The following is a 13,245-nucleotide window of genomic DNA, read 5'->3' on the forward strand; positions in this document are numbered from 1 at the left end:
GGCCTAGGCAGGGGTGAGACGGGCTTACCGCCGATAGCTTCGGGGGTGCGCCGCCCCGCAGGAGATCGCGTGCTTCGCGGCTGTGCTTGGCCTAGAGCGTAGTCAACTCTTCCGACCTGCGGCAACAGGGTCCCGCTCGGCGTGTCCTACTATAGCGCCTTCGATCCGCGCTCCGGCAACGTCTACCGGAAACAAGTGAGTCTGCCAGTCCATTCCCGGACAGAAGTCCGCCGGGACTTTGGTCAACGCCAGGACGCTCGGCCCTGCCCCACTGATCACCGCAGCCACACCGGTCGCCCGCAGTCGGCGGACCAGTTCCGCACTGGCCGGCATCGATGGACCCCGGTAGTCCTGGTGCAACCGGTCCTCGGTCGCGGCCAGCAACAGCGCCGGATCGGCGGTGATCGCGTGGCTCAACAGTGCGGCCCGGCCGGCGGTGAACGCGGCGTCCGCGTGCGGGACCTGGGCGGGCAGCGCCGCCCGCGCCGCTTCGGTCAGACCCCGGTTACTGGGTACGTAGACGGTCGGCGACACCGCCGGATGCGCTGGCACCGACACCGCGCGCGACCCGGACGCCTCGGTCCAGGCGATGGTGAACCCGCCGAGCAGGCAGGGTGCCACGTTGTCCGGGTGGCCCTCCAGCCGGGCGGCGACCCGCAGCGCGGCGGCGGTGTCCAGCAGCTGCGTCCCGCCGACGGTGAGCCCTCGGGCCAGTTGCACGCCAGCCACGATCGCCGCCGACGACGAACCCAGGCCGCGTGCCTGGGGGATGCGGTTCACGCAGCTCAGCGCCAGGCCAGCCGGCCGGCCGCCGAGCTCGTCGAAGGTGGCGTGCATGGCGCGGACGACGAGATGGCCGTCGTCGAGCGGCAACTCACCGGCGCCTTCGCCGGAGATCTCGACCTGGCAACCGACGGGCACCACCCGGGCGGTCACCTCATCGTGGTGACCGAGCGCCAACCCGAGCGCGTCGAACCCGGGGCCGAGGTTGGCGCTGGTGGCCGGGACCCGCACGGTCACCGGCCCGGGAACGAAGCTGATACCCATCGCCCCATGCTAGATCCTGGCCGGTTGCCCGGTGTCAGGGCGCCGACGGCCGGTCCGGGCCGTCGGCCGTCGGGCCCGATCCAGGTGCCCGATCGGACTCAGGTGCCCGATCGGATCCAGCTGGCCGATTCGATCCGGGTGTGCGGCCGGCGGCGCGCAGCGCGAACCGCAGCGCGTACTCGATCTGGGCGTTGACGCTGCGCAGGTCGTCGGCGGCCCACTTGGCAATCGCCTCATGGACCGCCGGATCGAGCCGCAACAGCAGCTTCTTGCGTTCGGCCATCAGCCGTGGACCGCCTCAGCTGTAGAGAGAACCGGTGTTCACCACCGGCTGCACCGCCCGGTCGCCGCAGAGCACCACCAGCAGGTTGGCGACCATCTGGGCCTTGCGTTCCTCATCGAGGTCGACCACGTGCTCGTCGGCCAACCGTTCCAACGCGTTGGAGACCATACCGACGGCGCCCTCGACGATCCGGAACCGGGCCGCGACGACGGCGGCGGCCTGCTGCCGGGCGAGCATCGCGTGGGCGATCTCGGGAGCGTACGCAAGGTGGGTGACCCGGGACTCCAGCACCTCGACGCCGGCCAGCTCGACCCGCTCCCGCAACTCCTCGGTCAGCTCGGCGGCGACCACCGTACTGTCCCGCAGGCTGGCCCGCTCAGCGTCGTGCGCCTCGTACGGGTAGCTGGTGGCCAGGTGCCGGACGGCGGCTTCGGCCTGGACGGCCACGTACTCGACGTGGTCGTCGACGGCGAAGACGGCGCTCGCCGAGTCGACCACCCGCCACACCACGACGGCGGCGATCTCGACCGGGTTGCCGTCGGCGTCGGCGACCTTGAGCCGGTCGGTCTCGAAGTTGCGCACCCGCAGGGTGACCTTGCGCCGGGCGGTCAGCGGCCAGGTCCAGTGCAGGCCGGCGACCCGGATCGAGCCGAGGTAGCGGCCAAAGAACTGCACCACCTGCGCCTCGTTGGGGTCGACCACGGTGAACCCGGTGGCGGCCAGCGCGACGACCGCGGCGTAGACCGCGGCAGCGACGGCCATCCACACGTCCACGTCGGCCACCGAATTGATGCCGGGCGCCACCACCGCCAGGCCGAGCAGACCTGGCACCGCCAGGCCGCTGACCGCTACGAATCCGGACATCCGGAACACGGCTCGTTCCATGCTCTGCTCCCTTGCCAACCAGCTCGCTATCAAAGTGATATCACGATGCTAGCGGCTGGCCGCAACCACCGATCCCAGCCGGCGGGTCGCCAACCGCCAGCCGATCGCATAGGTGACGGTCACCAGCCCGCACGTCGCCAGGATGATCCGGGTGTCCAGAGTGTCGATCACACTGGCCACGATCAACTGACTCACCGAGATCGACAAGGTGGCGAGCATCAGATCGGTGGCGAAGACCCGGCCGCGCAGCCGGTCCGGCACCACCGCCTGCAGGGCGTAGTTGGACAGCACCCAGTTGCTGCCACCGCCCAGGTGAGCCAGGAAGACCAGGGCGAGCACCAGCGGGAACCAGGTGACCAGCGAGATGCTGGCGTAGGACAGCCCGTACACCGACATCGACGCGGCCAACCCGGTCAGCAGCCAGGACCGTCGGTTCAGCACCGGGCGGGTCAGCAACGGCCCGATCACCGCCCCGGCGCCCCGCACGGCGAACAGCAGGCCGGTGCCGATCGCGCCGACCCCGTACACCCCGGCCAGCAGCGGAAACAGCGTGAGTACGCCGTTGCCGAGGCCGACCGCGCTCTTCGCCGTCACCAGGGCGAGCACCTGCGGACGGCCACCGATGTAGGCCAGCGCCTCGCGGATCGCGGTCAACGTCCGGGGTGCCGGCAGCGTGACGTCGCGCGGGGCCTGCATCGGCCGGCGGATCGACATGGTGACCACCGCCGCGAGCAGCAGCGCCGCGGCGGCGATCCAGAAGCACGCGTACGGGCCCAGGGCCGCGCTGAGCAGCCCGCCGAGCGACGCGCCGACGATCGCCATCGTGCCCCACGCGGAGCCGGCGAACACGTTGGCGGCGGGCAACTCCGCCGCTGAGACCACGTTCGGCAGCGCGGCCTGCGCGGCCGGCGAATAGCAGGACTTGGCCACCGCGAGCGACGCGATGGCGAACAACGCCAGCCAGGCGGTGCCCGGGGTGCGTACGGCCAGCAGCAACAGCACCGCGACGACGGCGGCCAGGTTCGCGGCGATCAGGATCCGACGGCGGTCGAAGCGGTCGGCGAGCGTACCGGTGAACGGCAGCATCAGGGCGTGGATGCCGGTGTCCACGGCGAGCACCAGAGCGCCCCAGACGCCGCTGCCGGTCAACTCCGGCAGCAGCACCACCAGCGGCACCATGACGAACCAGTCCGCCCCGAAGACGACCAACTCGGCGAGGAGCAGCCGGCGGAAATCCCGGTTGCCGGTAAGGACCGCTAACGGTGAGGACACGTACCGACACCTTACCGACCGGAAACCGGACAGTGGACGAAGTGTGATCTGTGCGACGGGTCGTCGCGGGGGTCCCCGGGGCCGGCGCCCCGGGGACCCGCACGGTCACTTCTCCGTCGGCGGATCCGTCGGCGGCAGCGGCGAGGTGCGGCTCTTCGGCAGTTTCAGCACCTCGAACTGGTCGGTGCCGTCGACCAGCGCCGCCGACGGGCGGGCCGGCGGCGCGGCCACCGGCGACGTACGGCCGGCGGAGTCGGAGCCGTTGCGGCCATCCGCCGCGTCGCCGCCGGCGCCTCGTGCGACATCGGTGCCGGTGCCGGTGCCCGACGGCCCGTCCGGTGCCGCGGCGCCGTCACCTGCGGCGCCGGCCGACCGGCGGGCGGCCCGGCGCTGCCGCAGCCGCTCCTTGGTGCCCTCGACCATGGTGTAGAGCGTCGGCACCAGGACCAGGGTGAGCAGCGTCGAGCTGAACAGGCCACCGATCACCACGATCGCCAACGGCTGACCGATGAAGCCGGCCACCCCGGTCAGGCCGAGCGCCATCGGCGTCAGCGCGCAGATGGTGGCGATCGCGGTCATCAGGATCGGCCGCAGCCGGCGCCGGCCACCCTCCACCACCGCCTGGGACACGCTCATCCCCTGCTCGCGGTACTGGTTGATCAGATCCATCAGCACGATCGCGTTGGTCACCACGATGCCGACCAGCATCAACGCGCCGATCAGCGCCGGCACACCCATCGGCGTACCGGTGACGACCAGCAGACCGATCGCGCCGGTCGCCGCGAACGGCACCGACACCAGCAGGATCAGCGGTTGGATCAGGCTGCGGAACGTCGCCACCATGATCACGAAGACGATGGCGATCGCGGCGAGCAGGGCCAGCCCGAGGTCGGCGAACGCCTCCGCCTGATCGGCGCTGACACCGCCGATGGTGTACGTCGCACCGGCCGGCAGGCGCAGGTCGTCCAGTCGCTGTGACAGCTCGGCGCTGGTCTGCCCGACGTTCGAGCCGGTCGCGGTGCCGGTCACGGTGGCGCTGCGCTCACCGTCCACCCGGTTGATCTGCACCGGCCCGCTGACCTCGACGATCTCACCGATCTCGGCCAGCGTCACCGACCCGACCGGCAACGCCTGCAGTTCCTCGACGGAGGTCGGCCGGGCGGTCGGGCTGAGCTGCACGTTCATCCGCTCACCGTCGATGGTGAGCTGGCCCAGCGGGCTGCCCCGGAAGGCCTGCGCGACGAGCCGGCCGACGGCGGCCTCGGTGAGCCCGTATTCGGCGGCGGCCTCACGGTCGACGCGCACCTCGATCCGGGTGGCGTCGGCCGCCAGCGTGGTGGTCACGTCGGCGACGTCCGGGGTCTGCTCCATCGCCGAACGCACCCGCTCGGTCGCCGTCGCCAGGTCATCCGGGTCGTTGGCCTGGACCACGACCTGCAGCTGGTTGGTGCTGGCACCGCCCGGGCCGCCACCGGCGGCCCCGACGGTGATCTCGCCGAGGGAGTCGCGGCCGTCGAACGCGTCGCGCAACCGCTGCTGTACGGCGAGGTTGTCGGTCCCCTCCGCCAAGGTGATCGAGTAGCTCGCGCTGGTAGCGCCACCGCCACCGCCCGCGAACGGGTTGGCGCTGCTGCCGATCGACACCTGGTAGGACTCGATCCCGTCGGTCCGGGCCAGCTCCCGCTCGACCTGGCGGACGGCCCGGTCGACCGCCGCCAGGCTGGTGCCCACCGGCAGCTCCTGCTGCATGCTCAGGGTGTCCTGGCCGGCGTCGTCGATGAAGTTGGTCTCCAGCCGGGTGCTCAGCGCGAACGTGCCGAGCAGCACCGCCAGCCCGATGCCGACGGTGGCCCACCGCCGGGTGGTGGCGAACCGGATCACCGGCAGGTAGCCGCGCTGCAACGGGCTGCGCAGCTCCTTGGCTTCGGCCTCCTGCCGTACCTGTTCCACGTCGGTGCCGGCGGCGGCCGGCTTGAGGAACCAGTAGGCGAGCACCGGGATGATGGTCAGCGAGACCAGCAGGGAGGCGAGCAGCGCGACGGTCACCGTGATGGCGAACGGCGCGAACAGCTGGCCGACGAAACCACCGACGATGGCGATCGGGGCGAAGACGGCGACGGTCGCCAGGGTCGACGAGGTGACCGCGCCGGCCACCTCCCGGACCCCGGTGAGGATCGCGGTACGCCGGTCCTCGCCGTACTCCAGATGTCGTTTGATGTTCTCCAGCACCACGATCGAGTCGTCCACCACCCGGCCGACCGAGATGGTCAGCGCGCCGAGGGTGAGCAGGTTGAGCGAGTAGTCGCCGACCCACAGGGCGATCAGCGCGATCAGCACCGACAGCGGGATGGAGACCGCGGTGACCACGGTGGATCGGATCGACAGCAGGAAGACCAGGATGACCAGGACCGCCATCACCAGGCCGAGCAGACCTTCGGTGGTCAGCGCCTCGATCGAGCGCTCCACGAACGGTGCCTGGTCGAAGACCACGACCAGCTCGGTGTCGGCCGCCTCGCCGAGCTCGGCCAGCCGGTCACGGATCTCGTGCGAGATGCCGACCGCGTCGCCGTCCGGGCCGGCGGTGACCGCGATGCCCAGGCTGTCGGACCCGTTGGTACGGGTGATCGACGTCGCCGGGGTGGTCTGTTCGCTGATCTCGGCAACCTCGTCGAGCCGTACCGGCGTCCGGCCGGCGGCGGTCAGGTAGATCGCGCCGAGTTCGTCGATGGACTCGATCCGGCTGCCGACCTGGACGGTCAGCGTCTGACCGACGTCGGTGATCGCACCGGCCGGGATGGTGACCCCGTTGGCCTGCAGCGCGCTGGCGATCGCGGACGGGTCGTAGCCGGCGGCGGTGAGCGCCGGGTAGTCCGGGGTGATGCTCACCACCTGCTCGCTGCCGCCGGTGACGTCCACCGCACGGACCCCGTCCATCCCCTCCAGTTCGGGCACCACGGTTTCGCTGAGCCGCTGGGCGAGCGCCTGCTGCCCGCCGGAGCCGGAGGTGGCGGCGAGCACCACCGCCGGAAGGTCGTCGGTGCTGCCGGCGAAGACGGCCGGGTCGACGTCGTCGGGCAGTTGCCCGCTGATCCGGTTGAGGGATGTCTCCAGGTCGTTGACGGCACTGTCGAGGTCGGTGCCGAACGCGAACTCGACCTGGATGGTGGCGAACCCTTCGCTGGAAGTGGAGGAGATGCTCTCCACGTCCGCCACCGCCGAGATCGCGTTCTCGATCGGCTCGGTGACCTGCGCTTCGACGATCTCCGGTGCGGCACCGGGGAAGCCGGCGCTGACGAACGCGGCCGGGAACTCCAACGAAGGCAGAAGCTGCTGTTTGAGCGTCGGGATGGTGACGGCGCCGAAGATCGTGATCACGACCGCGACGAGCGCCACGAGCCCCCGGTTGGCGAGGCTGAGTCTGGCGAGCAACGACATGTGCGGGCTCACTCCTGGAAGAGTCCGGCGGCGGGACGACGGGATTACTGACGACGGGAATTACTTTGGCCAAGGCTAACAGTTAGCGTCACGCGGAGTTGTTGGGATAACGTCTGCGCACGGCGGGCAGCCGGCCCGCCGCCGTTCCGAACCAGCCGGACCAGAGGGAGCACAGGTGGCCCAGCGGGACGAACTGATCGACCAGATCATGGCGACCCATCGCCGGCTGCAGCTCCTGTTCGCCTCCGACCGCTCCGACCCGCTGTTCGACTCGCAGCTCACCGTGCCGCAGCTGAAGATACTGCTCCTGCTCTACCTGCACGGCAGCGCCTCCGGGCAGGAGCTGAGCCAGGTGCTCGGGGTACGGATGGCCACCGTCACCGGGATCGTGGACCGGCTCGCGGCCCACCGGCTGGTCGGCCGCCGGGAAGATCCCCGGGACCGGCGGGTCCGCCGGATCGAGTTGACCGACGACGGGCGGCAGCTGATGGACCGGATCGTCACCGCCGGCACCGACCGGCAGGCCCGGCTGCTGGCCCGGCTGGACACCGACGAGTTGCGTACCGTCGCCGTCGCGGCCCGGCTACTGGTCGACGCCGCGGAAGCCGACCTGACGGAAGCCGGCACAGCTCAGACCGGCACGGCTCAGACCGGGCCGGGCGGCACCCGACCGACGCCGTCGTCAGGCCAGGTCGAGGGCGCGGGCCGCGAGTAGCGGATCGTTGCCGATGGTCGTCGGCGCCGGAGCGGTGGAGATCGCCCACTCCGGGTCCTTCAGACCGTGCCCGGTGACCGTGCAGACCACGGTGGCACCGGCCGGCACCTTGCCGGCGGCGGCGGCCTGCAGCAGCCCGGCGACGCTGGCCGCGCTGGCCAGCTCGACGAAGACCCCGACCTCCCGGGCCAGCAGCCGGTACGCCGCCAGGATGTCCCGGTCGGTGACCGCGTCGATCAGGCCTCCCGAGGCGTCCCGGGCGTCGAGGGCCTTGGTCCAGCTCGCCGGGTTACCGATCCGGATCGCAGTGGCGATGGTCGACGGCTGGCGGACCACCTCACCGGCGACGATCGGGGCGGCACCCGACGCCTGGAAGCCGTACATCTTCGGGGCACGGGTCGCGTTGCCGGCCTCGACGTCCTCCAGGTAGCCCATCCAGTAGGCGCTGATGTTGCCGGCGTTGCCGACCGGCAGGCAGTGGATGTCCGGGGCGTCGCCGAGCCCGGCGACGATCTCGAACGCGGCGGTCTTCTGCCCGTGCAGCCGGAAGATGTTCACCGAGTTGACCAGCGCCACCGGGTAGTCCTGGGCCAGCTTGGCCGCCATCGACAGACAGTCGTCGAAGTTGCCGTCGACCTGCAGCAGCCGGGCCCCGTGCACCAGCGCCTGGGCCAGCTTGCCGAGCGCGATCTTGCCCTGCGGCACGAGCACCGCGCAGGTCAGGCCGGCGCGGGCGGCGTACGCGGCAGCCGACGCGCTGGTATTGCCGGTGGAGGCGCAGATGATCGCCTTGTTGCCCTCCTCGACCGCCTTGGAGACCGCCATCGTCATGCCCCGGTCCTTGAACGACCCGGTCGGGTTGGCCCCCTCGACCTTCAGGTAGACGTCGGCACCGACCCGGGCGGAGAGCACCGGCGCCGGCAGCAACGGCGTGTTGCCCTCGTAGAGGGTGATCACCGGCGTGGCGTCGGTGACCGGCAACCGGTCCCGGTACGCCTCGATCAGGCCCCGCCACATGACAACCTCCTCGGTTCGCGCCGGCACAGCGTACCGGCGGCTACTGGCCGCCCTCGACCCGCAGCACGCTGGCGATGGACCGGACGACGTCCAGGCCGCGCAGCTCCTCGACGGTGGCAGCGAGGGCGGCGTCCGGCGCCCGGTGGGTGACGATCACCAGGCTGGCGTCGGCGTGCCGGCCGGACTGGCGCACGGTGGCGATCGACACGTCGTGCCGGGCGAACACCCCGGCGACGGCGGCCAGCACCCCGGCCCGGTCGGCCACGTCGAGGCTGATGTGGTAGCGGGTGACCGCCTCCCCCATCGGCCGGATCGGCAGGTCGGCGTAGGCGGACTCGCTGGCCGTGTGCACCCCGGCGAGCCGGTTGCGGGCCACCGCGACGATGTCGCCGAGCACCGCGCTGGCGGTCGGCGCCCCACCGGCGCCCCGGCCGTAGAACATCAACTGCCCGGCCGCCACCGCCTCGACGAAGACCGCGTTGAACGCGTCGCCGACGCTGGCCAGCGGATGGCTGCGCGGGATCATCGCCGGGTGCACCCGGACGCTGACCGACTCGGCGCCGTCGGCACCCGGGCCCCGCTCGGCGATGCAGAGCAGCTTGATGGTGCAGCCCATCGCCTTGGCGCTGGCCATGTCGGCGGCGCTGACCTCGGTGATCCCCTCGCGGTGCACGTCGTCGGCGCCGACCCGGGTGTGGAAGGCCAGCGAGGCCAGGATGGCGGCCTTGGCGGCGGCGTCGAACCCCTCCACGTCGGCGGTCGGGTCGGCCTCGGCGTACCCGAGCGCGGTCGCCTCCTCCAGTGCCTCGGTGAACCCGGCCCCGGTGGCGTCCATCGCGGAGAGAATGAAATTGGTGGTGCCGTTGACGATGCCGGTGACCCGGGTGATCGAGTCGCCGTGCAGCGAGTCGCGCAGCGGGCGCAGCAGCGGGATGGCGCCGGCCACCGACGCCTCGTAGAACAGGTCGGCACCGCCCTCGGCGGCGGCGTCGTGCAGGGTGCCGCCGTCCTCGGCGAGCAGCGCCTTGTTGGCGGTGACCGCGCTCTTGCCGCTGCGCAGCGCCTCGACCAGCCAGGTCCGGGCCGGTTCGATGCCGCCGACCACCTCGACCACCACGTCGACGTCGTCCCGTTTGACCAGGCCCAGCGCGTCGGTGGTGAACAACGCCGGGTCGACCGGCAGCTCACCACGGGCCCGGTTGGGCCGGCGGACGGCGATCCCGGCGATCTCGATCGGTGCCCCGACCCGGGCGGCGAGGTCGGCGGCCTGCTCGTGCAGCAGCCGCACCACCTCGGAGCCCACCGTGCCGCAGCCCAGCAACGCCAGCCGTACCGGCTTACCCATGCTCACCCCATACCTCGCGACCGCGCAGCAAGCGCGCTACCCACGTCGTCCCGGCGCCTACGGCGCTATCCCACGTCCAGTGCCAGCAGATCGGCCTCGGTCTCCCGACGGACGATCACCCGGGCCGCTCCGTCGCGGACCGCGATAACCGGCGGCCGGGGCACATGGTTGTAGTTGCTCGCCATGCTCCGGCAGTACGCCCCCGTGCCCGGCACCGCGAGAAGATCTCCCGGCTGCACGTCGGCGGGCAGAAATTCATCCTTCACCACGATGTCCCCGGACTCACAATGCTTTCCCACGACGCGGGCGAGGATCGGCGCCGCGGTCGACGCCCGGGAGGCGACCGTCGCCGAGTAGGAGGCGTCGTAGAGGGCGGTCCGGATGTTGTCGCTCATCCCGCCGTCGACGCTGACGTAGCTGCGGATGCCGTCGACGTCCTTGACCGTGCCGACCTGGTAGAGGGTGAACACCGCCGGGCCGACGATCGCCCGGCCCGGCTCGACCGACAGGTGCGGCACGGCCAGCCGCAACGCCTCACACTCGCTGTCCACGATCTTGTTCATCCGCTTGGCCAGGTCGTGGGCCGGCGCCGGATCGTCCTGCGTGGTGTAGGCGATGCCGAACCCGCCGCCGAGGTCCAGCTCGGGCAGCTCGACGCCGCGCGCGTCGCGGATCTGCGCCTGCAGCGCCAGCACCCGCCGGGCGGACACCTCGAACCCACTGGTGTCGAAGATCTGCGAGCCGATGTGCGAGTGCAGCCCGCGCAGCTCCAGCACGCCCTCGTCGAGGATCCGCGCGGCCGCCTCGAACGCCGCCCCGCCGGCCAGGGAGAAGCCGAACTTCTGGTCCTCGTGGGCGGTGGCGATGAACTCGTGGGTGTGCGCCTCGACCCCGACGGTGACCCGGACCAGCACCTTGGGCCGGACGCCCCGGTCCCGGGCCAGCGCGGTCAGCCGGTCGATCTCGTCGAACGAGTCGACGATGATCCGACCCACCCCGGCGTCCAACGCCCGGGTCAGCTCGGCGACGCTCTTGTTGTTGCCGTGCAGGCCGATCCGCTCCGGCGGCATCCCGGCCGACAGCGCCACGGCCAGCTCACCGCCGGTGCAGACATCCAGGTGCAGGCCTTCCTCGGCGACGATCCGCACCACCGCCCGGCACAGGAACGCCTTACCGGCGTAGTAGACGTCCTGACCGGCGAAGGCGGCCCGGAAGTCGCGGCAGCGGGCCCGCAGGTCGTCCTCGTCGAGCAGGTACGCCGGGGTGCCGTACTCGGCGGCCAGGTCCCGCACGTCCCGGCCGCCGACGGTGATCGACCCGGCGTCCGCCCGGGTCACCGTCCGCGGCCACAGCTGCGGCAGCAGGATGTTGACGTCATCCGGGGTACGCAGCCAGCCCGGCCCCCGGCTACCGAGGTCACCGTGCAGGGCCCCGGCCTCGTGTGCGCGCACGGCTCTACCGTCCTTCGTCGTTCATGGGTCGTGTCGGCCGATTCACATCCGCTCGGGCGCCGAGACGCCGAGCAGGTCCAGGCCGTTGGCGATCACCGTACGGGTGGCGTCGTTGAGCCACAGCCGGGCCCGGTGCCGGTCGGTGATCTTCTCGTCGCCGAGCGGCATGATCCGGCACTTGTCGTAGAACCGGTGGTACGCCCCGGCCAGCTCCTCAAGGTAGCGGGCGATCCGGTGCGGCTCGCGCAGCTCTGCGGCGGAGGCGACCACTCCCGGGAACTCGCCGATCGCCTTGAGTAGCTCGTTCTCCTTCTCATGATCGAGCAGCTCGGGCCGGAATTCGTCCGCTTCGCCCCGGGTCAGTCCCACCTCAGCGGCGTTGCGGGCCACGCTGGCGGTCCGGGCGGCGACGTACTGCACGTAGAAGACCGGGTTGTCGTTCTTGGCCCGGGTCCACCGCTCCACGTCGATGTCGATCGGTGAGTCGGACGAGTAGCGGGCCAAGGCGTACCGGGCGGCGTCGACGCCGATCGCCTCGACCAGGTCCTCCAGGGTGACCACGGTGCCGGCCCGCTTGGACATCCGCACCGGCTTGCCCTCTCGCACCAAATTCACCATCTGCCCGATCAGGATCTCCAGGGTCTGATCAGGGTCGTCACCGAAGCAGGCAGCCATCGCCCGCAACCGGCCGATGTAGCCGTGGTGGTCGGCACCGAGCATGATCACGACCTGGTCGAAGCCGCGCTCCCGCTTGTCCAGGTAGTAGGCGCAGTCGGCGGCGAAATAGGTCCACTCGCCGTTGGACTTGCGCAGCACCCGGTCCTTGTCGTCGCCGAAGTCGGTACTGCGCAGCCAGGTCGCACCGTCGCGCTGGTAGGTGCGACCCTGCTCGCCCAGCCGGGTCAACGCCAGCTCCAGCTCGCCCCGGGCGTGCAGGTCCTTCTCGTTGAAGTACGTGTCGAAGTGCACCCCGAACCCGGCCAGCGACGCCTTGATCTCGTCGAACATCAACGCCACGCCCTCGACCCGGAACAGCTCCCGGGCGGCGTCGTCGTCGAGGTCACGGACCTGCGGGTGTTTGGCGGCCACGGCACCGGCGATGTCGGCGATGTACGCCCCGCCGTAGCCGTCCTCGGGCGCCGCCTCGCCCCGCGCGGCGGCCAGCAGCGAGTTGGCGAACCGGTCGATCTGCGAGCCGGCGTCGTTGAAGTAGTACTCGGTGCCGACGTCGGCCCCGGTGGCCTGCAGGATCCGGGCGAGCGCGTCCCCGACGGCAGCCCAGCGGGTGCCACCGAGGTGCACCGGGCCGGTCGGGTTGGCCGAGACGAACTCCAGGTTGAGCCGACGGCCGGCGAGGTGGGTGCTGTGGCCGTACTCGCGACCGGCGAGGACCACGGTGCGGGCCAGCGCCCCGGCGGCGGCCGAGTCGAGTCGGATGTTCAGGAAGCCCGGCCCGGCGATCTCCACTGAGGCGATCCCGTCGACCTCGCTGAGCGCTGCGGCCAGCGCGGCGGCCAGCTCACGGGGGGCGGTGCCGACTCGCTTCGCCAGTTGCAACGCCAGGTTCGAGGCGTAGTCGCCGTGGTCGGGGTTGCGCGGGCGCTCGACGGTGACCACGTCGGGAAGTAAAGATAGATCGAGGTCACGGTCGATGAAGACCGACCGGGCCGTGGCGCGGACGAGCTCAGCGAGATTGGCGGGAGTCACCAAAGCATGTTACCGGGGGTAGACTCGTGGCCTTGGCGGCGACCCTCACCTGCTGTGTCCCCGCTGAATGCCCCTTGACCGACCGACC

The 13,245-nt window shown here is 71.3% G+C and carries 10 protein-coding genes; 1 reads left to right on the forward strand and 9 read right to left on the reverse strand.

The genetic code is table 11. The features are described 5' to 3' along the window. Nucleotides 1-102: 102 nt before the first annotated feature. From thrB to EDC02_RS20790, 5 genes are all read right to left on the reverse strand, one after another. Complete coding sequence (gene thrB, locus EDC02_RS20770) at nt 103-1,047, reverse strand: homoserine kinase (RefSeq protein WP_123603404.1); 945 nt, start codon at nt 1,045-1,047, stop codon at nt 103-105. A gap of 34 nt (nt 1,048-1,081) precedes the next feature. Continuing rightward, on the reverse strand, nt 1,082-1,330 hold the full coding sequence (locus EDC02_RS41735; RefSeq protein WP_123603405.1) for a hypothetical protein: 249 nt from the start codon (nt 1,328-1,330) through the stop codon (nt 1,082-1,084). A 15-nt stretch (nt 1,331-1,345) separates the two neighbouring features. Continuing rightward, a complete protein-coding gene (locus EDC02_RS20780) occupies nt 1,346-2,215 on the reverse strand; it encodes an SPFH domain-containing protein (protein WP_123603406.1) in 870 nt (289 codons plus the stop codon). Between the two features lie 48 nt (nt 2,216-2,263). Then, the gene (locus tag EDC02_RS20785) at nt 2,264-3,487 is read right to left on the reverse strand and encodes an MFS transporter (RefSeq protein WP_123603407.1); all 1,224 of its coding nucleotides are present in this window, start codon (nt 3,485-3,487) and stop codon (nt 2,264-2,266) included. Nucleotides 3,488-3,592: 105 nt separating this feature from the next. Next, nucleotides 3,593-6,922: an efflux RND transporter permease subunit gene (locus tag EDC02_RS20790; protein WP_123603408.1), complete on the reverse strand. Its 3,330-nt coding sequence runs from the start codon at nt 6,920-6,922 to the stop codon at nt 3,593-3,595. A 175-nt stretch (nt 6,923-7,097) separates the two neighbouring features. On the opposite strand from EDC02_RS20790, the gene EDC02_RS20795 reads away from it, so the two are divergent. Next, nucleotides 7,098-7,637 (forward strand): MarR family winged helix-turn-helix transcriptional regulator, encoded by a 540-nt coding sequence (locus tag EDC02_RS20795; RefSeq protein ID WP_233606102.1) that lies wholly within the window; start codon nt 7,098-7,100, stop codon nt 7,635-7,637. On the opposite strand, the gene thrC is transcribed toward EDC02_RS20795, so the two are convergent. From thrC to argS, 4 genes are all read right to left on the reverse strand, one after another. Further along, a complete protein-coding gene (gene thrC, locus EDC02_RS20800; protein ID WP_123603409.1) occupies nt 7,605-8,654 on the reverse strand; it encodes a threonine synthase in 1,050 nt (349 codons plus the stop codon). The genes EDC02_RS20795 and thrC overlap by 33 nt on opposite strands. A 40-nt stretch (nt 8,655-8,694) precedes the next feature. Beyond that, the gene (locus EDC02_RS20805; RefSeq protein ID WP_123603410.1) at nt 8,695-9,999 is read right to left on the reverse strand and encodes a homoserine dehydrogenase; all 1,305 of its coding nucleotides are present in this window, start codon (nt 9,997-9,999) and stop codon (nt 8,695-8,697) included. Between the two features lie 65 nt (nt 10,000-10,064). Next, entirely contained in the window at nt 10,065-11,450 is a 1,386-nt protein-coding gene (gene lysA, locus EDC02_RS20810; RefSeq protein WP_123603411.1) for a diaminopimelate decarboxylase, read from the reverse strand. 42 nt (nt 11,451-11,492) lie between these two features. Continuing rightward, entirely contained in the window at nt 11,493-13,157 is a 1,665-nt protein-coding gene (gene argS / locus EDC02_RS20815) for an arginine--tRNA ligase (protein ID WP_123603412.1), read from the reverse strand. Between the last annotated feature and the right edge of the window lie 88 nt (nt 13,158-13,245).

Origin of the sequence: Micromonospora sp. Llam0 (assembly GCF_003751085.1) — a bacterium.
Taxonomy (GTDB): domain Bacteria; phylum Actinomycetota; class Actinomycetes; order Mycobacteriales; family Micromonosporaceae; genus Micromonospora_E.